This window comes from Blastococcus mobilis (assembly GCF_900188025.1).
GTDB classification, from domain to species: Bacteria; Actinomycetota; Actinomycetes; order Mycobacteriales; family Geodermatophilaceae; genus Blastococcus_B; species Blastococcus_B mobilis.
On record NZ_FZNO01000026.1, the window covers coordinates 1 to 24,535 of the forward strand.

Annotated in this window: 26 protein-coding genes; all 26 read left to right on the forward strand. The window is 74.6% G+C overall.

The annotated features are described in order from the left end of the window. Window positions 1-146 precede the first annotated feature (146 nt). The 26 genes from CHB94_RS19485 (at window position 147) to CHB94_RS19610 (ending at window position 24,535) form a co-directional block, all read left to right on the forward strand. Complete coding sequence (locus tag CHB94_RS19485; RefSeq protein ID WP_089338227.1) at window positions 147-599, forward strand: helix-turn-helix domain-containing protein; 453 nt, start codon at window positions 147-149, stop codon at window positions 597-599. A gap of 231 nt (window positions 600-830) precedes the next feature. Continuing rightward, window positions 831-1,418, forward strand: coding sequence for a hypothetical protein (locus CHB94_RS19490; protein ID WP_254920780.1), 588 nt, complete (start codon window positions 831-833; stop codon window positions 1,416-1,418). Window positions 1,419-1,423: 5 nt separating this feature from the next. Further along, window positions 1,424-2,320: an ATP/GTP-binding protein gene (locus CHB94_RS19495; protein ID WP_254920781.1), complete on the forward strand. Its 897-nt coding sequence runs from the start codon at window positions 1,424-1,426 to the stop codon at window positions 2,318-2,320. After that, window positions 2,317-3,006, forward strand: coding sequence for an SAF domain-containing protein (locus CHB94_RS19500; protein WP_089338229.1), 690 nt, complete (start codon window positions 2,317-2,319; stop codon window positions 3,004-3,006). The genes CHB94_RS19495 and CHB94_RS19500 overlap by 4 nt, the downstream gene beginning before the upstream one ends. Window positions 3,007-3,021: 15 nt before the next feature. Beyond that, window positions 3,022-3,837: a hypothetical protein gene (locus tag CHB94_RS19505; RefSeq protein ID WP_089338230.1), complete on the forward strand. Its 816-nt coding sequence runs from the start codon at window positions 3,022-3,024 to the stop codon at window positions 3,835-3,837. After that, window positions 3,827-5,245, forward strand: coding sequence for a TadA family conjugal transfer-associated ATPase (locus tag CHB94_RS19510; RefSeq protein WP_254920782.1), 1,419 nt, complete (start codon window positions 3,827-3,829; stop codon window positions 5,243-5,245). Before CHB94_RS19505 ends, CHB94_RS19510 begins: the two co-directional genes overlap by 11 nt. Continuing rightward, window positions 5,242-6,153, forward strand: coding sequence for a type II secretion system F family protein (locus CHB94_RS19515; RefSeq protein ID WP_089338231.1), 912 nt, complete (start codon window positions 5,242-5,244; stop codon window positions 6,151-6,153). Before CHB94_RS19510 ends, CHB94_RS19515 begins: the two co-directional genes overlap by 4 nt. Further along, window positions 6,150-7,064 (forward strand): type II secretion system F family protein, encoded by a 915-nt coding sequence (locus CHB94_RS19520; protein ID WP_089338232.1) that lies wholly within the window; start codon window positions 6,150-6,152, stop codon window positions 7,062-7,064. Before CHB94_RS19515 ends, CHB94_RS19520 begins: the two co-directional genes overlap by 4 nt. Before the next feature lie 30 nt (window positions 7,065-7,094). After that, a complete protein-coding gene (locus CHB94_RS19525) occupies window positions 7,095-7,292 on the forward strand; it encodes a hypothetical protein (protein WP_089338233.1) in 198 nt (65 codons plus the stop codon). Window positions 7,293-7,335: 43 nt separating this feature from the next. Continuing rightward, complete coding sequence (locus CHB94_RS19530) at window positions 7,336-7,764, forward strand: TadE family protein (RefSeq protein ID WP_254920783.1); 429 nt, start codon at window positions 7,336-7,338, stop codon at window positions 7,762-7,764. 26 nt (window positions 7,765-7,790) lie between these two features. Then, the gene (locus CHB94_RS19535) at window positions 7,791-8,186 is read left to right on the forward strand and encodes a TadE/TadG family type IV pilus assembly protein (RefSeq protein ID WP_254920784.1); all 396 of its coding nucleotides are present in this window, start codon (window positions 7,791-7,793) and stop codon (window positions 8,184-8,186) included. Continuing rightward, a complete protein-coding gene (locus CHB94_RS19540) occupies window positions 8,183-8,629 on the forward strand; it encodes a TadE/TadG family type IV pilus assembly protein (RefSeq protein ID WP_089338235.1) in 447 nt (148 codons plus the stop codon). Before CHB94_RS19535 ends, CHB94_RS19540 begins: the two co-directional genes overlap by 4 nt. Continuing rightward, window positions 8,626-11,862, forward strand: coding sequence for an AfsR/SARP family transcriptional regulator (locus CHB94_RS19545; RefSeq protein ID WP_089338236.1), 3,237 nt, complete (start codon window positions 8,626-8,628; stop codon window positions 11,860-11,862). The genes CHB94_RS19540 and CHB94_RS19545 overlap by 4 nt, the downstream gene beginning before the upstream one ends. A gap of 155 nt (window positions 11,863-12,017) precedes the next feature. Then, window positions 12,018-12,497 carry a hypothetical protein gene (locus CHB94_RS19550; protein ID WP_089338237.1) on the forward strand — a complete coding sequence of 160 codons (480 nt, stop codon included), beginning with the start codon at window positions 12,018-12,020 and terminating at the stop codon, window positions 12,495-12,497. Window positions 12,498-12,503: 6 nt separating this feature from the next. After that, on the forward strand, window positions 12,504-12,758 hold the full coding sequence (locus tag CHB94_RS19555; RefSeq protein ID WP_089338238.1) for a helix-turn-helix domain-containing protein: 255 nt from the start codon (window positions 12,504-12,506) through the stop codon (window positions 12,756-12,758). A 442-nt stretch (window positions 12,759-13,200) separates the two neighbouring features. Continuing rightward, complete coding sequence (locus tag CHB94_RS19560) at window positions 13,201-14,064, forward strand: hypothetical protein (protein ID WP_254920785.1); 864 nt, start codon at window positions 13,201-13,203, stop codon at window positions 14,062-14,064. A 68-nt stretch (window positions 14,065-14,132) separates the two neighbouring features. Next, complete coding sequence (locus CHB94_RS19565; RefSeq protein ID WP_254920786.1) at window positions 14,133-14,444, forward strand: hypothetical protein; 312 nt, start codon at window positions 14,133-14,135, stop codon at window positions 14,442-14,444. A gap of 44 nt (window positions 14,445-14,488) precedes the next feature. Then, window positions 14,489-15,262: a hypothetical protein gene (locus tag CHB94_RS19570; RefSeq protein WP_254920787.1), complete on the forward strand. Its 774-nt coding sequence runs from the start codon at window positions 14,489-14,491 to the stop codon at window positions 15,260-15,262. Then, window positions 15,255-16,913, forward strand: coding sequence for a hypothetical protein (locus tag CHB94_RS19575; protein ID WP_089338242.1), 1,659 nt, complete (start codon window positions 15,255-15,257; stop codon window positions 16,911-16,913). The genes CHB94_RS19570 and CHB94_RS19575 overlap by 8 nt, the downstream gene beginning before the upstream one ends. Beyond that, window positions 16,910-18,424, forward strand: coding sequence for an SCO6880 family protein (locus CHB94_RS19580; RefSeq protein ID WP_217899388.1), 1,515 nt, complete (start codon window positions 16,910-16,912; stop codon window positions 18,422-18,424). Before CHB94_RS19575 ends, CHB94_RS19580 begins: the two co-directional genes overlap by 4 nt. Next, window positions 18,421-19,929 carry a putative type IV secretion/conjugal transfer ATPase gene (locus CHB94_RS19585; protein WP_089338243.1) on the forward strand — a complete coding sequence of 503 codons (1,509 nt, stop codon included), beginning with the start codon at window positions 18,421-18,423 and terminating at the stop codon, window positions 19,927-19,929. Before CHB94_RS19580 ends, CHB94_RS19585 begins: the two co-directional genes overlap by 4 nt. Then, a complete protein-coding gene (locus CHB94_RS19590) occupies window positions 19,926-21,092 on the forward strand; it encodes a M23 family metallopeptidase (RefSeq protein ID WP_089338244.1) in 1,167 nt (388 codons plus the stop codon). The genes CHB94_RS19585 and CHB94_RS19590 overlap by 4 nt, the downstream gene beginning before the upstream one ends. Window positions 21,093-21,154: 62 nt before the next feature. After that, the gene (locus tag CHB94_RS19595) at window positions 21,155-23,077 is read left to right on the forward strand and encodes a type IV secretory system conjugative DNA transfer family protein (RefSeq protein WP_089338245.1); all 1,923 of its coding nucleotides are present in this window, start codon (window positions 21,155-21,157) and stop codon (window positions 23,075-23,077) included. Continuing rightward, window positions 23,074-23,652: a hypothetical protein gene (locus tag CHB94_RS19600; RefSeq protein WP_089338246.1), complete on the forward strand. Its 579-nt coding sequence runs from the start codon at window positions 23,074-23,076 to the stop codon at window positions 23,650-23,652. The genes CHB94_RS19595 and CHB94_RS19600 overlap by 4 nt, the downstream gene beginning before the upstream one ends. Beyond that, entirely contained in the window at window positions 23,649-24,242 is a 594-nt protein-coding gene (locus tag CHB94_RS19605) for a hypothetical protein (protein ID WP_176445656.1), read from the forward strand. The genes CHB94_RS19600 and CHB94_RS19605 overlap by 4 nt, the downstream gene beginning before the upstream one ends. Beyond that, entirely contained in the window at window positions 24,239-24,535 is a 297-nt protein-coding gene (locus CHB94_RS19610) for a hypothetical protein (protein ID WP_089338247.1), read from the forward strand. Before CHB94_RS19605 ends, CHB94_RS19610 begins: the two co-directional genes overlap by 4 nt.

Here is a 24,535-nt window from a genome sequence, read left to right on the forward strand (position 1 = left end):
CTTCTTGGTCGTTGATCCCTCTACCGGAGACCTCGCCTTCTTTCGGCACCGACACGCCAGCCACGGCCCGCGAGCGACTTCTCAAACAGGGCCTAAGGTGCACAGCCACGGGGTGGGCATTTGACCCGTGGCGATGGGGGACTGCTGTGGCGCGGCCACTACTGCGCGGCGATCGTCTCCTCGCCGCCCGGAAGGCCGCCGGCATGACCCCAGAAGACCTCGCCCTGGCGCTGGATCTATCGGGCCCGAGACGGATCAGGGTATGGGAGGCGGGCCTCGAACATCCTCGGCCTCGGTTCGTGCCGCGGTTGGCGGCGGTGCTGGGCGTCGGGCCGTTTCATCTGTTGGACGTCGATCCCGACGATCCGCCTTTGGCCGCTCTTCGGGTGGCGGCCGGTCTGGCCACGAACGAGGTGAGTGCTCCTGGCCTGTCCGTGATGACATACGTGCGTCTGGAAGACGGCCGTCCGGGTGCCGATCCCCCTGCCAGGGTCATCACCGCAATCGCCCAGGTGTTCGGCGTGGACGTCGCCCGTGTGGAGGCCGCCATCCGTCGCTCGCGTAGCGATCATGCCGCGCTGACATCTTCCAGCGGCTGAGCAGGGGAGTTGGGTTAAGCAGGAGAAATCCTGGAGGAAGTCCTTGCGCCCACGGGCTCCCGCGGTGGTAATTTCCCGCCACCCTTTGCCGGGGGAGGTACCCGTGGTCCGCACTCCAGCGTCGTGCATGGTGTCGGCTGCTGTGCCGACGAGCGCCACGGAACGGGGGTCCAACCTCCACCAGGGGGACGGATCTGACTGCTTGGTCCAGGCACCAGGGATCCCGTCACGATGATCACGCGGCGGACGGGCGGCGCTCTTCTCTGCGTGCTGCTGCCGCTTGCCGCGTGTACGGAGGATGCAAGCTCCCGCGAGCAGCGCCCGCCGGCTGCGGTGACGTCGTCGGCGACGACGCCGTCCGCAACGACCGCGGCGCCCACCCTGGAAGAGTCGGCGTCCCGGAGCGCGACTGCGGTACTGGAAGAGATGCTGCGCGTGACAGACGCAGCTAAGAAGGCCCCAGCCGCCAAGGACTGGGAGCCAGAGATCCGGCGATACGCGGGTGACCCGGCTGCTTTCCTCGCAGTCACGTCCGTGCGGGACTACGCCACGCTTGGCCTTCGCCAGGAGGGCGACACGGCGGTGGAGCTGGACGTCACCGCCGTCGAACTTGAGGCCTCAGAGGGGCCGACGGTGCGCATCACCGGTTGCTACGACGCCGCCAGCACGCGCGTGGTGAAGGTGGAGACCGGTGAGGTCGTGCCGCCCGGAACCCCGCCCCGCTACGTCTGGGACATCACCGTGACGCAGTACGAGGCTGAGCCGAACTCGCCGTGGCTGGTCAGCGTGCTCGACCCCCTGACGACGCGGCCATGTTGAGGCTCGTGCGCCTGGCCCTGCTGACGGTTCCGGTGTTCCTCGTTGCCAGCGTGTTGAGTGTCGCCAGAGCAGATCCTCCGGTGGAGTGCGCCAAGAGGGATGCACAGACCGGTATCTGTCTGGTGGCGGCGTCCTCTCCGGGTCAGGCCGGCGGTGAGCATCCGGGCGGTAGCGGCATCGACACGGCCGCTGGACACGAGAGCGGTGGAGCCCGCGTCTCGTCCGAGCCGTGTACCTACCAGGTGGCCGAGCCGCAGCCGCCACCCACCAGCGTGGTGTGGGCGGGCTTTACGCCGGACGACGGCGTGATGTATCTGAGGGTCTGTCCCCGCGTGGGTGGCCCTGGCATCGAAACGATGTATCACTTCGTGCCGAACGGCGGCGCCCCGCCTGCTGGTCCGCCTGTCGATCCGCGGGTCCTGGCAGAGCAGGTGATCGCGTCGATGGTCATGGGGGCGCCAGGGATCCGGCTGGCTCCGCCGCCGGGCTCCACCAGCGGGCTGGTCGGTCTGCCGGTGTGGATGTGGACCGAGCGGGGGGAGCAGCTCCTCGGCCCGATCCGACAGTCGGTGTCGGCCGGTGGTGTCACGGTCGCGGCGGTGGGCCAGGTGAGCCGGATCGTCTGGGACATGGGGGATGGCACCACGGTGGTCTGTGGCGCCGGGACGCCGTATCCGCCCGGTGTGGACGGGGAGTCGCCGGACTGCGGCCACGTCTATGCGCGCGCGTCGAGCCGCCACGTTGCCGGTGGCGGCCCCTGGCCGATCACCGCGACGAGCACGTGGACGATCACCTGGTCCGGTGGCGGCCTGTCGGGCACCGAGACGCTGGAGCTGTCGTCATCGGCGGAGCTGTTCGTCGGTGAGCTGCACGTCCTCAACCAGGCCGGCGGTAGCGGATGACGCGCACGCAGCCTCCGAGCACTAGCACGCCGGCTCCTACGGCGGCGGCCAACGGGTTGCCCCGGGCGCCGGCGCTGCCGCCGCCGCGCCGCCGCCGTCGTCCGGCGCTGCTGGCGCTGGCGGTCGCCATGGTGGTACTCGGTGCGCTGGGTGCCGCCTACCTGGCCACCGCGCTTGGGCAGACGTCTCCGGTGATCGCGGTCGCGCGGGAGGTGCCCTGGGGGCAGCAGATCACCGCCGCCGACCTGGTGGAGGCGCGGGTGTCCGCCGATCCGGCGCTGCAACCCATCCCGTACGCCGAACGGAATCAGGTGGTCGGCATGGTCGCCGGGACCACCCTGACGCCGGGATCGCTGCTGACTCGTGAAGCCCTGACCGACCAGCCGCTTCCGCCTCCCGGTCAGCAGCTGGTCGGCGTCGGCGTGTCGGCGGTGCAGCTGCCGGCGACGCCGCTGCGGCCCGGCGATGACGTGCTGCTGGTCCCGGTGGCCGGCGGCGGCGACGCGGGGGAGTCGGCGGCATCGGGAACGCCCCGCACCGTGGAAGCGACGGTGGTGCAGGCCGGGTCGCCGGGCACCGACGGACTGCGGGTGGTCGACGTGCTCGTCGACGCCGCCGATGGGCCGGACGTCGCGGCCCGCGCCGCTGCCGGCCTGATCGCCATCGTCGTGGTGGCCGGCGAGTAGGCGAGGGCGGCCGCCGTGTTGATCGCGCTGTGCTCGGCCAAGGGCGCCCCCGGCGTGACGACCAGCGGGCTGGCGCTGGCGCTGTCCTGGCCGCGTGGCGTGGTGCTGGCCGAGCTGGATCCGGCGGGTGGCGACGTGCTGGCCGGCTACGGGCGAGCGCAGCTGACCGTGGGCGGGCTGGCGGAGCTGGAGCTGGTGGCGCGGCGCGGCGGGCTGGCCGGGCAGCTGGACGCTCATCTCGTGCAGCTGGACACCGCCGGCCGGGCGCGGCTGTTGCCCGGCCTGGCCGATCCGGCCACCGCTCGGCATGTGGACTGGGAGCGGCTGGCCACCGCGCTGGCGTCGGTGGAGGACGGCGCCGTCGATGTGGTGGCGGACTGCGGGCGGCTGCGGGTCGAGCACTTCCCGGCCGCCGTGGTCCGTCGGGCTGCCGCGGTGGTGATGGTGACCGGTTCGACGCTGCGGGCGGTGCGCGCGGCGGCGCAGGCGGTCACCGAACTCCGCAACGAAGGGAACGGGCCGGCCCCGCCGGCGGGAGGGCTGGCGGCGCTCGTCGTGGGGCCGGGGGAGCCGTACGGCGAGCGGGAGATCGGCGAGGCGCTGGGTGTTCCGGTTGTCGGCGTGCTGCCGCGCGATGCCAGGGCGGCGGCGGTGCTCAGCGACGGCGCACCGGCCGGCCGGCTGTTCAGCCAGTCGGCCCTGCTGCGGGCCGCCCGCTCCGCGGCGGCCCGGCTGGTCGGGTTCGCCGCAGCGCAGGAGGCCCGGCTGACCCCACCCCCGACGACCCCGGCTGCGCCGGCGGCGACCGTCGGAGGCGGCCGTGGTCGCTGAGCCCATGACCGACCGGACGGCCGGGGGCAGGTTCCGGGGAGTGGACGCGCCGCCGGCCCCGGTGGACTGGGCGCTGGTGCGCCGGCTGCACGAGGCGACGGCGACGGCGCTGGCCGAGGAGCTCAAGCGCCGCCCGGCGCTGAGCGCCGTGGCGCAGCAGGAGCTGGCCCGCACCCGCATCCAGGACGGGATCGACGAGCTGGTGCGGGAGCGGATGCGCGCCGGGCAGGCGGTGCCGTCGGCGGCCGACGAACTGGCGATCGCCGAGGCGGTGTTCGCGGCTCAGTTCGGCCTGGGCCGGCTGCAGCCCTATGTGGACGACCCGCAGGTGGAGAACATCGAGGCGCACGGGCACGACAACGTGTGGGTGGGCTACGCCGACGGGCGCGACGTCCGGGTCGGCCCGGTCGCCGACTCCGACGAGGACCTGGTGCGCCAGCTGCAGCACATCGCCGCCCGGCTGGGCCGCGCCGAGCGGACGCTGACCACAGCCAGCCCGCTGCTGACCATGCGGCTGCCCGACGGGTTGCGGCTGGCGGCGGTGATCGAGACCGTGCCGCGCCCGCAGCTCGTGATCCGCCGGCACCGGATCCGCGACGTCGACCTCGACGACCTGGTCGGGCTGCGGGCGATCGACCGGCCGCCGGCGGAGTTTCTGCGGGCCGCGGTGCGGGCGCGCAAGAACATCGTGGTCACCGGCGGGCAGGGCGCCGGCAAGACCCTGCTGCTGCGGGCGCTGGCCAACGAGCTGCCGGTGAGTGAGAACCTGGCCACGATCGAGAAGCACTTCGAGCTGCTGCTGCACGAGCTGCCCGACCGGCATCCGCGGGTGGTGCCGTTCGAGGCCCGGGAGGGCACCGGTGAGCGTGGCCCGGACGGCCGCCGCCTGGGCGAGGTGACGCTGACCGAGCTGGTGGAGCAGGCGCTGGTGATGAACGTCAGCCGGGTGTGGCTGGGGGAGGTGCGCGGCGAGGAGGCCTGGCCGCTGATCGAGGTGATGGAGGCCGGGGAGGGCGGCTCGTGCTGCACGCTGCACGCCCGCTCGGCCCACCATGCCGTCGAGCGGCTGGCCAACCTGTGCATGCGCGGCCGCGCCGCGGTCACGCCGGAGCACGCCTACCGGTCGTGCGCGTCTGCGATCGACCTGATCGTGCACATCACCACCGTGGACGAGCGGTGGATCGGGGGCGAGCGGCACCGGTTCGTCAGCCAGGTCGTCGAGTGCAACGGCATCGGGGAGGGCGGGCGCCCGGCGGTCACCGACGTCTTCGCCCCTGGGCCCGACGGGCGGGCGGTGCCCGAGCACGACCCGGTGGACCTGGCCGACTATCTGCGGGTCGGCTTCGATCCCGATTGGCTGCGGTCCGGCCACGGGCGCTGGGCCGGCGCGGCCGGAGGCCGGCGATGAGCGGCACCGTGCTGCTGGTCGGGGCCTGCGGGGCGCTGGTGGTGGGCGGCCTGCTGGTGGCCGCCCACGCGCTCACCGCCCCGGAACCGCCGGCTCGGCCGCGGCGCCGTCAGCCGCGTCCGACGGCGCAGGCCGGCCGCCCGGCGGTGCGGCGGCAGCGGGCGCTGTGGCTGGCCGCCGCCGTCGGGGCGGCGGTGGTGTGGCTCGCCTCGGGCTGGCCGGTCGGTGGCGTGCTGGCCGGGCTGGCGGTGATCGGTGTGCCGTGGCTGCTGGCGCAGTTCTCCGATGGCAACGCCGCGGTGGAGCGGCTGGAGGCGCTGCAGGAGTGGGTGCGCCGCGCCTCCGACGTGCTGGCCGCGGGCGGCGGGTTGGAGCAGACGCTGATCCGCTCGGCCCGCACCGCGCCCGAGCCGATCGCGGCGGAGGTGGCGGCGCTGGCGGCGCGGCTGCAGGCCCGGTGGCCGACGTCCCGGGCGCTGCTGGCCTTCGCCGACGACCTCGACGACGCCGCCGGGGACCTGGTCGTCGCCGCGCTGCTGCTGGGTGCGGAGCTGCGCGGGCCGGGGCTGGCGCGGGTGCTGACCGAGCTGGCGGGAAGCCTCACCGAGGAGGTCACCATGCGCCGCAAGGTGGAGGCCGACCGCGCCAAGCCCCGCGCCAACGCCCGCTGGCTGCTGCTGATCACCGTCGCCGCGTCCGGGCTGGCCGCGCTCAACGGCGACTACCTGGCTCCCTACGGCACGGGGGTCGGGCAACTGGTGCTGGCGGCTATCGCCGGGCTGATCGTCGCCTGCCTGCTGTGGATGCGCCGGCTCACCGCACCTGCGCCGTTGCCCCGCTTCCTGGTCGATCCCGACCGCAGCCGGCGGGCTACCGGTCTCGAGCCGACCGAGGTGCCGGTCCGGTGAGCGGCACCCAGGCGTTGCTGATCGGCTCCGGCGCGCTCGTCGGACTCGGCGCGTTCCTGCTGCTGCGTGCCGTCCTGGTGATCGAACAGTCGCAGTTGGCCGATGCGCTGGCGCGCCTCGACGGGCGCGCGCCCCCGGTCCCGGTCGGGCCGATGCCGGAGGGAGGCGACTGGTGGGCGCGGGCAACCGGCTGCGCCGGAAGGTGGGCCGCGGCCCGGCTGCCCGCCGGCGCGTTGCGGGCGCCGTCCCAGGCGCTGGCGTTGATCGGGTGGACGCCGGAGGGTTATGCCGCCCGCAAGGTCGGCCTGGCCGCCTTCGGCGCGGTGTTCGTTCCGCTGCTGACCGCCGTGCTCGGCGTGACCGGCGTCCGGCTGCCGGTGGTGGTGTCGGTGGCCGGGTCGCTGGCGCTGGCCGGCGTGCTGTTCCTCGTCGTCGACCTCGTCGTGCGCGACCAGGCCGCCGAGGCCCGCGGGCAGATGCGCCGGGCGCTGTGCTCCTATCTGGACCTGATCAGCCTGCGCCGCGACGCCAGCGAGGGCCCAACCATCGCCCTGGAGCGGGCCGCCGCACTCGGGAACGGGTGGGTGTTCCGGCGGATCACCGACGCGCTGGTCGCCGCCCGGCTGGCCGGCGACCCGCCGTGGGACGGGCTGCGCCGGCTGGCCGCCGACACCGGCGTTGGCGAGCTGGCCGACGTCGCCGACATCGCCGCGGTCGCCGCCGTCGAGGGCGCGTCCATCGCCCCGACGCTGCGGGCCCGGGCCCAGTCGCTGCGGGTGCAGCTGCTGGCCGAGGAGGAGGCGGCGGCCAACACCACCAGCGAGAAGCTCACCGCCCCCGTCGCGCTGCTGTCGATCGCCTTTCTGCTGCTGTTCCTCTATCCCGCCCTGGCCCGCCTGATGGCCACCTGACCCTGCGACCCCGACCCGAGAGGAACCCCGATGACGCCGCTGCTCACCCTCCTGACCATCGTCGGCGCGCAGCTGCGTGACCGGCTGCGCGCGCTGCGGGCGCAGCCGGAGCGGGGCTCGCTGTCGGTCGAGCAGGTGATCATCACCGTGGCGCTGGTCGGCATCGCCGTCGCCCTGGTGGCGGTGATCGCCGACGCGGTCACCTCCCGGTCGGCCCAGATCCAGTAGCCGCCCCGTGGCTCGCCCCGCCGGCCCGTGTGGCCCTGAAGCCGTGTCCCGGCCCGGCCGTGCCCCCGGCGGCCGGCCCGGCGGTGCGGCGGCCCGGCGACTGTCCGGGGATCGCGGCGCGGCGTCGGTGGAGCTGGCGGTCGCCTTCCCCGTGGTGCTGCTGCTGGTGCTGACGCTGATCCAGGCGGCCCTGTGGTTCTACGCCCGCTCCATTGCGCTCGGGGCCGCCCAGGAGGGCGCCCGCGAGGGTCGGGTGCAGCCGGCCTCGACCGCGCGCGCCCAGGCGGCCGCCGAGGGCTTCCTCGACCAGACCGCCCGCGACCTGCTCACCCGCCGGGACGTGACCGTGAGCGGCTCCCCGACCAGCATCGCGGTGACCGTGACCGGCACCTCGCTCAGCCTCGTCCCCGGCCTGTCCGGGTGGTCGGTCACCCAGACCGCCGTCGGCCCCGTCGAACGGCCCACCCCATGAAAGCCGAGGCAAGGGAGCGGGGGTCGGTGTCGGTCGAGCTGGCGCTGCTGGCCCCGGCGCTGCTCGTGCTGCTGTCCTTCGCCGTCGTCACGGGTCGCTCCCAAGTGGCCGAGAATGCCGTCGAGGAAGCCGCCCGGGCCGCCGCCCGGGAGGCCTCCCTCGCCCGTGACGCCGCCACCGCCGCCGCCCTGGCCGGCGCTCAGGCGGAGCGAACCCTGGCAGCCCAGGACCTGCGCTGCGAGCGCACCACCGTCGACGTCGACACCGCCGGCTTCAAGGCCCCGCCCGGCCGGCCCGGCGACGTCACCGTGTCGATCACCTGCGTGGTCGGCATGGCCGACCTGCTGGCCCCCGGCCTGCCCGGATCGGTCACCGTCGAGGCGTCCTTCGCCAGCCCCGTCGACGCCTACCGCGAACGATGACCCTCCACCATCGCCACCAGCAGCCGGACGCCGAGCGCGGCGCGATCGGCGTCTTCCTCGCCGTCCTCGTCCCCGGGCTGCTGCTCATCATCGGGCTGGCCGTCGACGGCGGCGCCAAGGTGGCCGCCACCCAGCGCGCCAACGCCATCGCCGACGAGGCCGCCCGCGCCGGCGGACAGGCCCTCGACGTCTCCGCCGCCCTCACCGGACAGGTGCGGGTCGACCCGACCGCTGCGGTCGCCGCCGCTCAGGACTACCTCAACCGCAACGACGTGCAAGGCGCGGTGACCGTCGTCGACGGCGACACCCTGTACGTGACCACCACCATGACCCAGCCCACCACCTTCCTCGGCCTGATCGGCATCTCCACCCTCACCGTGGAGGGCACGGGCACCGCCGACTTGATCACCGGCACCGGCCAGAACGGGGGAGCGGGCCCATGACCACACCACCGCGGGCGCTTGACCTGCTGCGCCGGCTGCTCGCCCTCCTGGTGCTGGCGGCCGCAGTCGCCGGCATTCCGGTCGGGCTGTGGCAGCTCGGCGGCGCATACCTGCCCGACGAGCTGCCCTCCTGGGCGCAGGTGACCACCGCGCTGAGCGGCCCGGACACCGGCGCCGTCTTCCTCGGCCTACTCGTGGTAATCGGCTGGGCCGCGTGGGCCTGCTTCGCACTGTCGGTGACCGTTGAGCTCGTCAGTCAGTTGCGCGGCCTGCCGCCGCTGCGGTTGCCCGGCCTGGCGGCTCCGCAGCAGCTGGCCGGCCTGCTCGTGGCCGCCGTCCTCGGTGTCGGCAGCGGACCGCTGCTGGCTGCTCCCGCCCCGGCCGGCCCCCCAATCGTCGCCGAACAGCCGGTCGGCCACGAGGAGCCGCCGCCAGCACCCGCCCCACCAGCGGACACCCGGCCGACCGCGCCCGCCGCGGCTGGTCCCATCTACACGGTGGCCCCGCGCGACACCCTCGGCCGCATCGCCGCCCGCTACCTGGGCGACTGGACCCGGTTCGAGGAGATCCTCGAGCTCAATCGCGGCCGGCCCCAGCCCGACGGCGCGCTCCTCACCGACCCGGGAATGATCCGCCCCGGCTGGGTCCTGGTCCTCCCGCCCGACGCACGCCTTCCCGAAGCCGCCGCGACCGCCGGCGAGGTGACGGTGCAGCCCGGCGACACCCTGGCCGACCTCGCCGAGCAGCACGGCCTGGAGCACTGGCAGCCGATCTTCGACCTCAACGCTGGCGAACCGCTTCCCGGCGGCGGCCGATTCACCGACCCCGATCTGATCCGCCCCGGGCAGGTCCTCGACCTCCCGCCGGCCGACCGGGCAGCCGCCGACTCCTCTCCGCCGGCTCCTCCCGAACGGTCGGCCGAGGAAGCGCCGCCGCCCCCGTCGGACGAGGACGGGCCAGCCGCGCCGGCGGAGTCCTCGCCGACCCCGGCCGCCTCGCCGACATCGGAGAGTCCACCCGCGGAACCGGAGCAGTCGGCAGCCGACGCCGATGCCCTCGATGCCGACGGGGACCAGTTCCCATCGGAGCTGGCGGCCGTTCTCGCCGGCAGCGGGGCACTGCTCGCCGCAGGTGTGGGCGCGGCATGGCTGGCGCATCGCCGCCAGCGGCTGCGCCGCCGCCGTCCCGGCCGACGGCTGGCCCCCCTCCCGAAGGCGCAGTCGGCCACGCAGACGGTCGTGGCATCGGCGGCCGACGCCGGCACGGCCGACTACGCCGCGCTCGACCTGGCGCTGCGCGGCCTCGCCGTCCGGATCTCCGCCGATCCGGACGGGCAGCTGCCCGACGTCGTCGCCGCCCGACTCGATGGCGGCCGGCTCGAGCTGCGACTGCACGCCCCGGCCGACCGTCCCCCGCCCGAACCGTGGACCTCCGACGGCACCGGCCTGTGGTGGTCCCTGCAATTCGACCAGGACACCGGCGTCGCCTCCGCCGTGGCCCGGACCCGCCTGGCGCCGTACCCGACCCTGGTCACCATCGGCACCGACGACCGGTGGCGCTGGCTGCTGGACCTGGAACGCCTCGGCGCCGTGTACGTGACGGGACTGGCCGACCGCCGCGAGGACTTCGCCCGGCACCTGACCGCCGAACTGGCAGTCAACAACTGGTCGGACCTGCTCATTGTCACGCCCGTCGGCTTCGGCGACGAACTGGTCGACCTGGCCCCCGAACGGGTCCACCCGGTCGACACCGCCGCCGACCGCGGACTCCACACCGCCTTGCGCGAGTCCGCCGAGCGCGACACCGACGACGTGCTGGACGGGCGGCTGCGGGCTGGAGCCGGAGACGGCTGGATGCCACAGGTCGTTCTCGCCCCCCACGAGCCCGATCATGACGGCGAACTGGCCGAAGCGGCCGCCCTCCTGCGGGTCCGGGCGGATCGGGCAGCGGTCGCTGTGGTGCTCGGGGTCGCGCCGACTCTGGTCACCGACGAGTGGCTGGTCACGCTGACCGACGATGGGTCACTGCTCGTCCCGGCACTCGGGCTGCAGCTTCCGGCCCCGCAGCTGACCGCCCAGCAGGCCCGCGATATCGCCACGCTGTTGGCCTTTGAACGCGACACAGAGGACGAACCCATCCCCGCCGCCGATGGTGAACGGCCCTGGCAGGTCCACACCGACGCCGCCGGCGCCCTCCGCGCCGACGTGTCACATTCGGACACCACCGCGCCACGGGCCCAGCTGCCTGCCCCGCGGTCGGCCCGACGCCAGCCCTCCACTGCTGCGGCACTCGACTCGGCGCTGCTGGGGCCGACCGACACCCAGACCGGGACGCCGTCGCCGATCAGCGACGACGCCGAGGCGCCGGGGCGTTCGGCGCCGGCCGACCTGTGCAGCCGGATCGAGGACGATCTGGAGCAGCTCGACCGCGACCTCGCCGACTGGTGGTCACCCGGCTGTGCCCGCCCGCGGCTGACCCTGTTCGGACCGGTCACCGTGCGCGCGCACGGCGACGAAGCGGCCGTCGCCAGGTCCGGGCTGCGCCGCCGCTACGAAGAGACGGTCGCCTACCTCGCCACCCGCCCGCACGGCGCTACCGCCGACGAGGCCGCCACCGCCCTGCAACCGGCCCGAGGCGGCAAGACCGACCCGGTCAGCGCCCGCGCCTACGTGCACCGGGTCACCGCCGGCGCTCGTGCTTGGCTCGGCAGCGACCCCGCTACCGGCGACAAGCACCTCAGCTCCGGCCACCGCGGCCGATACACGCTGACCAACGTGCTCGTCGACGCCGACCTGTTCCGGCAACTGCGCGCCCGCGCCGCCGTCCGGGGCGACGACGGCCTGCCCGACCTGCTGGCGGCTCTGCAGCTGGTGTCGGGGCCGCCGTTCGCGCAGCGCCCGGCCGGCTACGAGTGGCTGGACGGCTTGGACCTCACGCTCACCGCGGCCGTCTGCGACGTCGCCCACCAGGTGGTCGCCGTGGCCCTCGCCGACGACGACCTGGCCGCGGCCGTCACCGCCTCGGCCACCGCCCTGCTCGTGGCGCCGGACGACGAGCAGGTCCTGCTGGATGCGATGTGGGTGGCCTACCACCAGGGCAATCGCGCCGAAGCCGAGACCTACGTCGCGCGCATCGTGGCCATCCACGACGGTGAGGACGAGATGGACCTGCCCATGAGCACGGCGGAGACCATCAACCGCGCCCGCCGGCAGTTCCTCGACCGTGCCTCCTGAGGCAGGCCGCCGCCCGCACCCCCACAACGAGGGAAGCGTCCCACCTGGATGGGCCGCAGTCTGGGGGCCGTCCGGGGACTGCTGCCTGGTAGGGATGTCGTACCCGCTGGCCACACTCGCGCGCGCAGGTAGGTTTCGGGGAGGGAGAGACGCTGGTGATCATCGAGCCGATCGCCACTGGCCTCGATCTCGACGAGGTAGAGGTGGCGCTGCTGCGTGCCGCGGTCGGGGACTACGCCGCCGAGGCCGCGGTTCTGCTGCTGGCCAACGACGGGTACTGGCTGGCTCGGCTGCGCGCCGCCGGCTTGATCACGGTGGAGGCCGAGCCGGTCGGCGGGCAGCTGTGGGCGCGCATCGAGTGGGCGGAGCTCGACGCTGCCCTCGCCGACGGGCGGCTGCCCGGCAGCGAGGAGGAGCTGGCGGTGCTCCGGGTGGCAGTCAGCCTCGCCGACGGCCGACCGGTCGACCTCGCCGACGTGGCGGTGGCTCTGGACCGCCGCACACTGGGGCTGGTGCTCGCCGCGCTGGCGCATGCTGCCGGCAGCCACGACCACCGCGCTCCCGCCCCGACCGGCCCCCGCCCCGACGCCGACCTGCGGCTTGGACCACTGATCGCCTGGCCGGCCCGGCACTGACGAGTCATGCCGTATCCGCCGCGGCCACAGCTGCGCCCGCTGCCCGTTTTCGCCGGAACCGCCCGCACCGGCACCGTGCCCAGCCAGCGGCTGCAGGCCCAGCTGGAGGCCTTCGTCCTCGCCGAGTACGCCGCCGGCCGCTCCCTGCGGCAGATCGCCGAGCTGATCGACCGTTCCCCCACCGCGGTCCGCCGCGTGCTCGACAAGCACGGGGTGCCGCGGCGCGCCGTGGGCGCTCCACGGCAGGCGAACCACACATGAATACAGCCGACGACTTGGGGACGGTCCGCGCTCGGACATTCAACTGAGCACGGTCGACTTGTCACGGCCGTGGTCGGCGGTCTGGCGTCATCCATTGGACGGGGCTGGGGCGCTCGGCGCCCCGCCCGGCATGCGGCGTGGGTTCTCCGGTGATCCTCCAGTAGCCCACGGTGGGGGGCTAATCCTCCAGTAGCCCTCGGTGTGGGGCCGTCCGTCACCGCCCGCAGCGCCGGCAAATGCTTGACCTCGGCAGGGGACTCTGTGGAGAGCCCGACTGGAGGACTACTGGAGGTCGGGGCGACACGCTCGGCGCATGCAGACCACAGCCCCGCGTCGGGGCTCGAGGCGCGTCCGGATGGGCCGCAAAGCGCCGCTGTCGGCGCCGATGGCTATCCCGAGCCCCACGAGTCCCCGTGGGACACGGCCGATGACAGTTCCGGCCATGCGAGCGGCCGTCATCGCCATCCGCGCTGGCGTCTTCGACGGCGCCGACAATGCGGACGCCGTCGTCGGTGCCGAGGCGTCCAGCGCCGTGATCGCCGGCACTGCCTGGCGGTCGGATCGCAATCAGCTTCCTTGGACGCGAGCTGACGCCGGCGGACCCGTCGTCCTGGCCGTGGCCGGTCACGCCGGGGCCGGCGCCTCCACGGTCGCCTTGGCGGTCGCCGAGGGACTGGCGGAGGACTGGCGGGTGCGGCTGGTCGACTACGCCGAGCCGGCCCGGTCGGGGCTGGCGGCGGCCTCGGCCATCGAACTGGGCACGGACGGCGCCTGGTGGCGGCGCGGTCGCCGCGGTCGACTCGACGTCTTCCGCCTCGCCCGGTGCCCAGCCGACGGAGAGCTCCCGCCGCTCCCGAAGACCGACGACGCGGAGCGACTGGTGGTGGTCGATGCGGGCGGGTCGCTGACCACCGCGCTGCTTGATTCACCCGGTTCGCTGGTCCCCGGCGCGCTGGTCGTCGTCACCAGGGTGACGGTGCCGGCAGTGCGGCAGACCGAGCACGTACTAGCCGCCGCCGACGGCGGGGCCGTGGTGGCCGCGGTGGGCCCGGCGCGGTGGCCGCGGGCCGTGGAGGCCAGCTGCGGACCCCGGCTGGCTGAGCTGCGGTCGCGTCACCGAGTGGTCCGGGTGCCGATCGACCGACGGCTGGAGACCACCGGGCTGACCGGGGACCGGCTACCCAAGCCGGTAGCGGCCGCCGGCCGGTGGCTGGCCGCGCTGTTGATGCCGGCAGTGCCGCCGCCACCGCGTCACCGGCGTCGGGCGGAGCCGTCCCGGACGGGCCCGGCGGGGGACTCCCGGTGACGGAGCCGCGCCGGACCGCACCCGCGGCGCTCCGGGCGACCTCGACGGTCGCGCTCGTCGCTTCGGGGGTGGTCGTGCTGAACGCTTGGCCTGCCACTGCGGCGCCGATGGAGTTGACCGCGGCGGTCTGCCCTGAGGCCCCGCCAGGAATGCAGACCTTCGCGGATCAAGTGACCGCGTGGGCGAAGTGGGGGGTGCTGGCGCTGATCGGAATCGGCGCTGTGGTGTCGCTGGGCTCGATCCTGGTGGGCCGAATCTTCTCCCATCCGCACGCCTCCCGGTACGGAGCGATGGGCGTCGCGGTGGTCGTGATGGTGGCGATCACCTACACGGTCATCCTCGTGATTCTGGATTCGATCACCGGCAGCGGGTGCACATGATGCGCCGTCGGCAGAAGGAACGGGTCGGCGGAGCTGCGCCTGGAGTGTGGAGCCCCGCGAAGCTGCTCGCGGTGTTGGCTGCGTGCGCGGTAGCCGGGCTGGCGATGCTGGCCGGACTCGTGCTCACAGTCGTCGCCGACCTGACCGACGACCAGCCTGCCCGACCACAGGGTCAGCCGGACTCGACGAGGACGTCGTCGGCGGCGGTGACCCGACAGGACGCACTCGCCGCCGCGCCGATGCCGACCGCTGACCCGGACGACGCGCTGCCCGGGCCGGTCTCGAACCAGGCCGCGGGCGTCCTCGAGGTGCCACGCGCCATGAGTGTTGGCCGGGCCGACGTGCCCACCGGCTTTCCCCAGACTCCCGAGGGTGCGCTGGCGCAGCTGGCGGCGCTGGACGTGACGGCGATGCAGACCGGCTCGATGGACGGTGTGCGGCGGGTGATCGCCGAGTGGGCCGCCCCGGGCGGGCCCAACCCGGAGTCGTGGTCTGGTGTGGACGGCATGGCGAGCCTGTTGTCGGCGGCGGGCCTGTCGGGTGCGGGGTCTCCGCAGCTGGCGATCGCCGTCCGCCCGGTGATGGGCTTGATCAAGGGCACCGTGGGCGCGGAGTTCGCGGTGGTGTGCGTGAATCTCGAGTTCACCGTCACCGTGGAGCAGACCTCGCGGATCGCGATCGCCGACTGCCAGCGCATGGCGTGGGTCGGGGACCGGTGGGTGATCGGCGCCGGGCCGGAGCCGGCGCCGGCGCCGTCGATCTGGCCGGGCACCGACGCCGCGATCGGGGCCGGCTGGCGGGAGCTGCGCCATGTCTAGGCCCCCGCTGCGCCGGCGCACCGGATTGCCGCGCCCGTGGGCGCTGGTCGTCGTCCTCGTGCTGGCAGCGGTGGGCTCGCTGGCGACTGCGACTGCGACTGCGGCTCCGGCCTCGGCCGACCCGACGACGGTGGCGTTCCCCGCAGCTCCGGCGGCGGACGACGGCTCGCTGCCGTGCCTGCCGATCAACCCGTTCTGCGTGATCGGCGAGGCAGCCGGCGCGGTGGTCGCCAACGTGTGGATCAGCGCCATGTTGTCGCTGTGGGAGGCCGGGCTGTGGCTGCTGGGCCTGGCCTTCTCAGTGATCGACGCCCTGGCCACCCCGGACCTGTCCGCCGACGGCCCACTGGCCGCCGTGTATCCGGTGACCTTTGGCATCGGCGCGACCGTGGCGGTGTTGATGGCGCTGGTGCAGCTGGGCGTCGCGGCGGCGCGCCGGGACGGGCAGACGCTGGGCCGGCTGCTGGTCGGGCTGCTGCAGTTCGGTCTGATCTGGGTCGGCTACGTCAGCGTGGCGGCACTGCTGGTCACCGGCGTCTCCGGGCTGACCACCGGCCTGCTGCGCAGCCTGCTCGACATCGAGAACATGGCTTCCTTCGATCCGTCGATCAGCGTGGGCCGCGACCTGGTGGACGGCACGGTCGCCACCGTCCTCGGCGTCTCCTCGATCTTCCTGCTGGTGCCGGCCAGCGTGGGCTACCTGCTGCTGATGCTGGTCCGCGAGGCGGCGCTGATCGTGCTGGCAGCGACGTCGGCGATCTCGGCCGGCGGGCTGCTGGCGCAGACGTCGAGCGCCTGGTTCTGGCGCAGCCTGCGCTGGTTTCTCGCCGCGTTGTTGGTCTCCCCGGTCGCCGTGCTCGTCCTCGGTGTCGGTGTGACCATCACTGAGGGGATCGTCACCGGGGCCGAGGAGACGAGCACCGAGGCTGCGGTCGGTATGGCGGTGGTCGGCTGCCTGCTGATCCTGCTCGGCGCGATCTGCCCGCTGGCGCTGTTCCGGCTGCTGGCCTTCGTCGACCCGGGTACCTCCAGCGGCGCGGCGCTGCGTTCCGCGCTGGCCGCCTCCGGCGGAGTCATGGGCGCACTGGGCAATCTCGGCGGTGGAGGTGGTCCCGCTGCGGGTGCCGCCGCCGTCGCGGCCTCGGGTGGGGTGGCCGCCTCCGGTGCCGCGGCACAGCTGGCTGGTGACCGCGCGCAGGGCGAGTCAACCGCAGATGGCGCAACCAACGGGCGCTTCGCCGGCGCGTTGCATGCGCTGACCTCCGGCAGCTCCACGGCCGGCCGGCTGGCCGCCGGGGTGGCCGCCTCGGCCGCCGACGTGCTCTCCGGCGCCGGCGTCGGGCACTCCGTGCCCTACTACGGGCTGCCGGCACCCGACCGGGCCATCCCCGGCAGCCACGGGCATGCCCCGGCGATGCCGCGTCCGTCCCGGCTCGGAGGGTCGACCCGTCGGGAGGACAGCGCCCCACCGCCAGGCCCCATGAGCCCGGGTCCGTATGGAGCCGTCGCCGAGGGTGACGACGGCCCGGTCGCCGGTGCCTGGCCCGCGCAGCAGATCGACGGCACCGTGCCCGGCGGACTGGACGAGGTCGATCCACCAGCGCCCCGGATGCCACGCGCTGACGGTCCTGGGGATGGCGATTCTCCGTGAGCGCGCACCGCTACGGCGACTACGCCAAGGACGTTCCGGGATGGTTCCTCGGCATGACCGGCGCCCAGCTGGCCCTGGTCACCCTCGCCGGCGTGCCGGCGCTGCTGGCCCTGAACGCGCAGGCATGGGCGCCGTTCGCCTTATGGCTGCCGGTGTGGGCCCTGCTGGCCGTAGTGCTGCTGATTCCCATCCGGGGCCGTGCGGCCGGCCGCTGGTTCGGCGATCTCTGCCTGTACGCGATCGGAGGAGTCATGGGGTGGGCGGTGTTCGGCTCACGAGCCGCGGCCGGGACGGCCGGCGACCTGTCCGCGGCGGACCTGCCCGGGGTGCTGGCCGGCATCCGTACCCACGATGGACCGCCCTACGGGCAGCTGTTCAGCCGCCCGGTGATCGTGCAGAACTGCGCGGCGCGCACCTGGGCGGTGGTGGCGCGGATCGCCCATCCCGGTATCGGCCTGGCCGAGCCGGACGACCGGAACGGGATGGGCGCCGGCCTGGCCGAGCTGTGCGAGCTCGCCGCGCGCACCGAACTGGTCGACGTCCTGGCCCTGCAGGTGCGCACCGTGCCCGATGACGGCGCCGAGCGCGCCGCGTGGGAACGAGCCCACACCCGCGCGGACGCCGCACCCCTGGCCACCCGGGTGAACGCGCTGCTGGGCGCCTCCCTCACCCCGGCGGCGGTGCGCACGGAGGTCTTCGTGACCGTCGTGGTGGGCGAGGGACGGATCGGCCGGGCCGCGAAGGAGTCCGGCGGCGGGGTGGACGGCCGCGCTCGGGTGCTGCACGGGGTGATGGCCGAGGTCGAGAGTGCGTTGCGCGGCCCGGTCGGCTGCACCTCCGCGACCTGGCTGGACTCGGCCGCACTCGCCGCCGCGGTCCGCACCGGCTTCGCCCCCGGGGACCGCGGCCCGCTCATCGCCGCCGACCTGGCCGCCGCCGACGGCGCCACGCTGGCGACCGGGGTGCCGATGGCCGCCGCCGGGCCCACCCAGGCCCGGGCGGAGGTGCGGCACTACCTGCACGATGCGTGGGCGTCGGTCACCGACACCGTCCTGCTGCCGGACTCCGGTGCGGTGCTGGGCGCGCTGGCCCCGGTGCTGGTGCCGACCACGGCGGGGGAGCGGCGTTGTCTGACGGTGTTCCTCGCCCCGCTGCCGCTGGCGCGGGCCACCCGGCTGGTCGGCCGGGAGGAGATGAGCGCCACCACCGGCAACGAGCTGCGCGCCCGGATGGGCTTCCGCCAGCGGGCCCGGCAGCGGCGCGATACCGAGCGGATCGGCGCCGCGGACGAGAAGCTGGCCGCCGGCCGGGCCCTGGTCCGCCCCGCCGTCGCCGCCTGCGTCACCGTGCCCGCCACCTGGCCGGTGGCCGAGCACGGCCGACGGCTGGACGCCTCCATCCGCGCCGCCGGCTACGTGCCGCTGCGGCTGGACCTGGCGCAGGACTCCGGCTTCGCCGCCGCCGCCCTTCCCCTCGGCGTCGGCCTGCCCAACCGGCGAGGCCGACGATGAGCCGCCGCGCTTCGCGCCGGGGCCGCGAGGTCGCCGTCCTGCTCGACGACTTCGGCCACCGGCTGCCCACCGCCCCCGCCGTCCCCGCAACGCAGCGGGAGCGCGGACCCTTCACCGAGCTGGTGCCTCGCCGCGGACCCCGCGGCCGGGGTCGGGGCCGGGCGGCGACGCCGGCGCCGCTGTCGGTGTGGCGGATGACCTCGGAGCAGACGCCGGTGGTGTGGCCGCTGATCGCCACTCCCGGGCTGCCGCCCACCGGCGCGCAGATGGGCATCGACCTGCTGTCGGGTGGGGCGTTCTACTGCGATCCGGTCGGCTGGGTCACCGATGAGGACATTCCGGTCACCAATCCGAACGTCGTCGTCTTCGGCAAGCCCGGCCGCGGCAAGTCCGCCACCGTCAAGGCCTTCGCGCTGCGGATGCTGGGCTACGGCTACCGCACCCTGATCCTGGGGGACACCAAGGACGAGTACGAGCCGCTGTGCCGGGCCCTGGGCGTGGAGCCGTTCGTCATCGGCTCCGGCCTGCCCGCCCGGGTCAACCCGTTGGCCTTCGGACCCCTCGGTTCCGGCTGGGACCGGCTCGACGCGGCCGAGGCCCGCCGCCGCGAGGCGATCATGTTCGCCCGGTGGCTGGTGCTGCTGCGCGGCCTGGTCGGCTCCCAATCCGTGCCGTTCGGCCCGGTGGAGGAGACCGCCGTGGGGGAGGCGCTCCGGCTGCTCACCGGCTACCGCTCCGGCGCCACCCGGCTGACCGAGGTCACCATCCCGCAGCTGTGGCGGGCCCTGGACGAGCCTCCCGACCAGCTGGTCACCGGGTGCCGCTACGCCGACCGGCGGCACTTCCTCGACGCCACCCGCACCCTGCGCGACGCCCTCGGCGCCCTGGTCAAGGGCTCCCTGGCCGGGCTGTTCGACGACCACACCACCATCGCCGTGGACTGGCGGGCCCCGATCCAGTCGCTGTCGCTGTCCCGGCTGGAACCGCTCGGCGACCAGGCCGTCGGCATCGCGCTGACCTGCCTGAACTCCTGGGGGCAGGCGATGCGGGAGATCGCCGACCCCGGCGACCTGCGCATCGTCATCCGCGACGAGACGTGGCGGCAGATGCGCCTGGGCGCCGAGGCGATGAAGAGCCTGGACGCCAATCTGCGGCTGTCCCGCCGCGACGCCGACGTGCAGATCCTGCTCGCGCACAAACCGTCGGACATGCTCACCGCCGGCGACGCCACCTCCCAGGCGGTCGCGATCGCCCGCGACCTGCTGCACCTGTGCGACGTCAAGGTCCTGCACGGCCAGGACCAGGCCGTCGCCGACGAACTTGGCAGCCTGCTCGGCCTGACCCCGACCGTCCAGCGGGTGGTCACCGGCTGGGCCGTGGCCGGCAAGGGCCGGGCCCTGTGGCTGGTCGGCGACCGGGCCTACAAGGTGCAGACCGTCCTCACCGCCCCCGAGCTGCGGCTGACCGACACCAACGAGGCCCTCACCGCCGGACGCCCGGCATGAGCGGGACCGCAGAGGTGGCCCAGTCCTACGCGCGGGCATGGCTGTGGAAGGCCGCCGTCCCGATCGCTGTTCCGGTGCTCGCCGCGCTCACCCTGCTGCTGATCCTCCTCGCCCTTCTCGCAGCTCCCGATGCGCCGGCATCCGCGGCGTTCCCGGCCTGCTCGATCGGCGGCACCGGCGCCACCGCCGCCGGCATCGATCTCGACGCGGGCCAGATGGGCCAGGCGCAGACCATCGTCACCGTCGCCGCAGCCCTGGGGCTGGACCCGCACGCGGCCACCGTGGCACTGGCCACCGCGCAGCAGGAGTCCCGGATCCGGATGCTGGCCAACGACGGCAGTAGCCCCGCACTCACGGCCGAGCAGGCCGCGGTGACCGCCACCAGCCTGACCTACCCGCACGACGGGCTCGGCTCCGACCACGACAGCGTCAACACCTTTCAGCAGCGCTGGATCGCCAGCTGGGGCACCGTCGCCCAGCTCATGGACCCGGCGTACGCCGCCGAGGCTTTCTACCGACGGCTCCAGGCCGTGCCCGACTGGCGGACCATCCCGCTCACCCTGGCCGCGCAGGCCGTGCAGATCTCGGCTGCAGGGGGTGCGTACTCCCGCTGGGAGCCGTTCGCCCGCGAGCTGACCGCCATGCTGTGGCCGGCGGCCCAGGCGACCGCGGCCAACCCGGCCGGCGCGGCGGACGGCGTCTGCCCGGGCCTGCCGGTGCCGGCCGGGTCCTGGGTCCGGCCCACCGCCGGTGCGGTGACCTCCGGCTACGGGTCCCGCTGGGGCGCCCTGCATGCCGGGGTCGACATCGCCGGGCCCCGCAACAGCCCTGTCTACGCCGCCGCCGACGGCACCGTGGTCAGCGCCGCGTGCACCAGCGCCTATTGCGACCGGGACGGCAATCTGGGCCTGGCCGGCTACGGCAACCTCATCGAACTGGACCACGGCGGCGGAGTGACCACCCGCTACGGGCACCTGTCGGCCTACACCGTCACCTCCGGCCAGCGAGTCAGCGCCGGGGCGTTGATCGGTTTTCAGGGCTCCACCGGCAACAGCACCGGTGTCCACCTGCACTTCGAGGTCCGCCAGCACGACAGTCCGGTCGACCCGGTGCCGTGGGTGGCCGACCGCGGCGTCGACCTGCACGCACCCAACCCTGGCTGAGCCACGTCCACGCCAGCGAACAGAGGAGCAGCTATGCACCCTCCGAACATCGGGCGGCGGCGGTGAGCGCCGGCCGCACACGGGGCGACGTGGGCCCGGCCAGCTGGGAGATCCCGGTCGCCGCCGTTCTGGGATGGCTGACGGCCGCCGCACTGCTGCTCCCGGCCGGCCGCGCCGTCGCGGCGCTCGTGACCGGGGGCGGCTGGGTGTGGCCGGACGGGTCGGCCGCTCTGGTGTCCTCCGTCGGCGGGCTGCTCACCGGCGACCGCACCGCCGGCCTGGATGCCGCGCAGGCAGCGGCGCTGCCCTCACCTGTCGCTGTGTACGCCGTCACGGCCGGCGTTCTCGCGCTGTTTCTGGCCGGCAGTGGGGGAGCGGCGTGGGCCGGGTACCGATGGCTGGGTCAGCAGAGCGGCATGGCCTCCAGCGGCCAGGTCGCCGAGGTGCTCGGCGTCGTGCGGCTGCGCCGGGTCGCCCCCGTCATCCGCCCCGACCTGCGCCCGACCGACCGCCCGCTCGGCGTCAGACCGGCGCCCGGGGACCCGCACGAGGTCGGGTGGCGGCTGGGCCGCGCCGCCGTCCCCGCCGCCGGGGACCTGTGGGTGCCCTTCGACCGCACCACCGGCGTCTACGGCCCTCAGGGCTCGGGAAAGACCCTCGACCTGCTCGCCCCGGCGCTGCTCGACGCGCCCGGCGCTGCCCTGGTGACCCTGACCAAGGCCGACGACCTGCTGCTCACCCTCGACACCCGCGCCGCCGGCGACCGACCTGTCGCCGTGCTGGACCCCTTCGGAGCAGTGCCCGGCCTGCCCGAGCTGGTGTGGGACCCGGTCGCCGGCTGCGTCGACCCCATGACGGCCGAACGCCGCGCCAAGGCCTTCACCGCCGGCACCGTGACCGGCGCGGTCACCGGCGGCAGCACCGACAGCGCGGCCCGCTTCTATGCGTTCGAGGCGGCCAAGGTGCTGCAGGCCTACCTGCACGCGGCCGCGCTCACCGGCCGCACGATCGAGCACGTCCTGGAGTGGGCCGCCCATCCACAGGCGAATACACAGCCGGCGGACATCCTGCGTGCTCACCGCGATGCCGCGCCGCTGTGGGACGGGCTGCTGCACGGCGCCCTGCACGGCGACCCGCGCACCGCCGGCAACACCGCCACGACCGTGCAGCAAGCGCTGGCGCTGTTCTTCCAGGCCGACATCCGCCGCCGCTGCACCCCCGGGCCCGGCCGTCCGATCACCGAGGTTGCCGGTCTGCTCGCTTCCGGCGGCACCCTCTACCTGCTCGGCCGCGACGATCCCTACGCCTCGGCGTCTCCGCTGCTGACCGCGCTGGCCGAGCACGTCCTCGACGCCGCCCTGCAACTCGCCACCGGCTCGCGGACCGGCCGGCTATGCCCGCCGCTGCTGGCCTGCCTGGACGAACTGCCCTCCACCGCGCCGCTGCCCACCCTGCGCACCCGCATGGCCAACGACCGGGCCCTGGGCGTCAGCTACATCTACGCCGCCCAGACCTGGCGGCAGCTGGTGCTGCTCTACGGCGAGGACGAGGCCCGGGCCCTGTTCGGCCTCACCAACGTCGTCATCGCCTTCGGCGGCGGCAAGGACGGCGGCTTCTACCGCGAGCTCTCCGAACTGATCGGCCGGACCCGCGTGCGCCGCACCTCCTACAGCTACCGGGGAGCCGGCTGGTCGCGGTCCACCCACGGCGAGGACACCCCGGTGCTGCGCCCGGAGGAGATCCGCCTGTTACCGCCCGGCCGGGCGCTGGTGCTCGCAGAGAACGCGCCGCCGGTGATCGCCCGTCTGACCCGGTGCCTCACCGGGCGCCGCGGCACGGCGCTGCTGGCCGCACAGGCCGCCGCCCGCGACCGGGTCGCCGCCGCCCGCGACCTCCACACCGGGGGAGGGGAGCGCACCAGCCGCGCATCCGAGGCGACCGCCGACGCCGCACGGACCATGCCCGCGAGCTGGGAGTTGTCGTGACCGCCATCCCCCTGGCGCTCCCGTTTCCGCGGCCGCCGCGCTGGGTCCGGCACGCCCTGGAGATGCTGCGGCAGGCCGAGCTGTCCGGGCTCGAGCCATCGGCCTACGGACTGCTCGACCGGCCGTGGGACCCGGCGACCTGCTCTCCCCAGGTGCGCCGGGAGCTGTGGTCGTGGCTCGACGACGTCGCCGGCTGGCTCAACCACACCTACGCCTGGCAGACCGCGAACGTCATCCCCGCCTGCTGGCCGGCCCACCCGGCACTGGTCCGCGAGCTGGCCGTCCTCACCTGCCTGCGCGCCGCGGCGGCCGACGCCACGGTCCCGCATCCGATGGAGGAGTGGCACCGCTACGCCCTGCCCGGCTTCTACGCCCGGATGAACGAGCGCCAGGGCCTCGGCTGCCCGCCCGGTCGACACGTCGACTGGCCCGCCCGCTCCTGGGACGCCGACTACCGCACTCCGTCCGCCGCCGCGGAGCGGCGCCGCCGCTTCGACGCCGACGCCGGCGACCAGCCGTCAGCCGGGGCACCGGGCCCAGTCATACCGGACGACGACGAAGGAGCCATCCCGTGAACGCTGCTTCCCGCGCGGACCGGTCGGACGGCGACTGGATCACCCTGCACGGCGGCGTGCGGGTCAGCCGGCAGTGGATGACCCGCCACACCCCCGAGCTGCTAACCGCATGGCGCGAGGCCGCCACCGAGGCCCGGCGGCACGCCATCGCCGCCGAGATCCTGCGCATCGCCACCGAGCTGGAGAGCGAGCCGGTCGGCCGCGACCGCGAGCCCGGAGGCTCGGCGTGGGAGGCCATCGCCGAACGGATCGACCCGCGTCTCCTGCTCGGTCCGGACTGGCGGCCGCTGTCCGCCGCCCTCACCCGCGCCGCGGCCGCCGGCTACGACGTCCCCGCTCTGTTGCCCGCACTCGCCGCCGCGCCGCTGCCCGACCGGCACCCGGCGCGGGAGCTGCACTGGCGACTGCTCGACGACTGCCCGGCCGCCCTGCCCGTGCCCGACGCGGAAGGCCGACCAGCGACACCGCCGGCCGGATCACCGGCCCTCCACAGCACGGCCGGCGATCCACAGATCCCCGGCCACATCCCACTTCCCGGCCGCGGCGACCCAGCCTCGGCTCAGCCCTGCAGCGAAGGAGACCCGCCGTGACCGCCGATGCAGTCATCGACCCGCTCAGCTACGCCGCCTCCCTGCTCGACGCCGTCGGCGCCGACCGAAAGCAGGTCTCCGCACACATCGCCCTGGAGTGCCTGCAGGCCGCCGAGCTCCTCGAGCTGGCCGGTGGGCTCGCCCACCCGATCCCGCTCATCGACGACGACCCCCGCGCCAGCATCCGCGCCGCCATGGGCGCGCTCGGCCTGCTCGACCAGGAGACCTTCGCGACCAGCTACGTCCTCGACGCGGCCCGCGCAGCCCGTCGCGCCCTGCGACAGCTGCGCTGA

Excerpts from the sequence above, each read along its gene's own strand:
- CHB94_RS19555 (WP_089338238.1), top strand. The coding sequence starts at position 12,504 with ATGCCGTATCCGCCGCGGCCACAGCTGCGCCCGCTGCCCGTTTTCGCC.
- CHB94_RS19575 (WP_089338242.1), top strand. The coding sequence starts at position 15,255 with ATGTCTAGGCCCCCGCTGCGCCGGCGCACCGGATTGCCGCGCCCGTGG.
- CHB94_RS19525 (WP_089338233.1), top strand. The coding sequence starts at position 7,095 with ATGACGCCGCTGCTCACCCTCCTGACCATCGTCGGCGCGCAGCTGCGT.
- CHB94_RS19545 (WP_089338236.1), top strand. The coding sequence starts at position 8,626 with ATGACCACACCACCGCGGGCGCTTGACCTGCTGCGCCGGCTGCTCGCC.
- CHB94_RS19590 (WP_089338244.1), top strand. The coding sequence starts at position 19,926 with ATGAGCGGGACCGCAGAGGTGGCCCAGTCCTACGCGCGGGCATGGCTG.
- CHB94_RS19585 (WP_089338243.1), top strand. The coding sequence starts at position 18,421 with ATGAGCCGCCGCGCTTCGCGCCGGGGCCGCGAGGTCGCCGTCCTGCTC.
- CHB94_RS19540 (WP_089338235.1), top strand. The coding sequence starts at position 8,183 with ATGACCCTCCACCATCGCCACCAGCAGCCGGACGCCGAGCGCGGCGCG.
- CHB94_RS19515 (WP_089338231.1), top strand. The coding sequence starts at position 5,242 with ATGAGCGGCACCGTGCTGCTGGTCGGGGCCTGCGGGGCGCTGGTGGTG.
- CHB94_RS19500 (WP_089338229.1), top strand. The coding sequence starts at position 2,317 with ATGACGCGCACGCAGCCTCCGAGCACTAGCACGCCGGCTCCTACGGCG.
- CHB94_RS19560 (WP_254920785.1), top strand. The coding sequence starts at position 13,201 with ATGCGAGCGGCCGTCATCGCCATCCGCGCTGGCGTCTTCGACGGCGCC.
- CHB94_RS19490 (WP_254920780.1), top strand. The coding sequence starts at position 831 with ATGATCACGCGGCGGACGGGCGGCGCTCTTCTCTGCGTGCTGCTGCCG.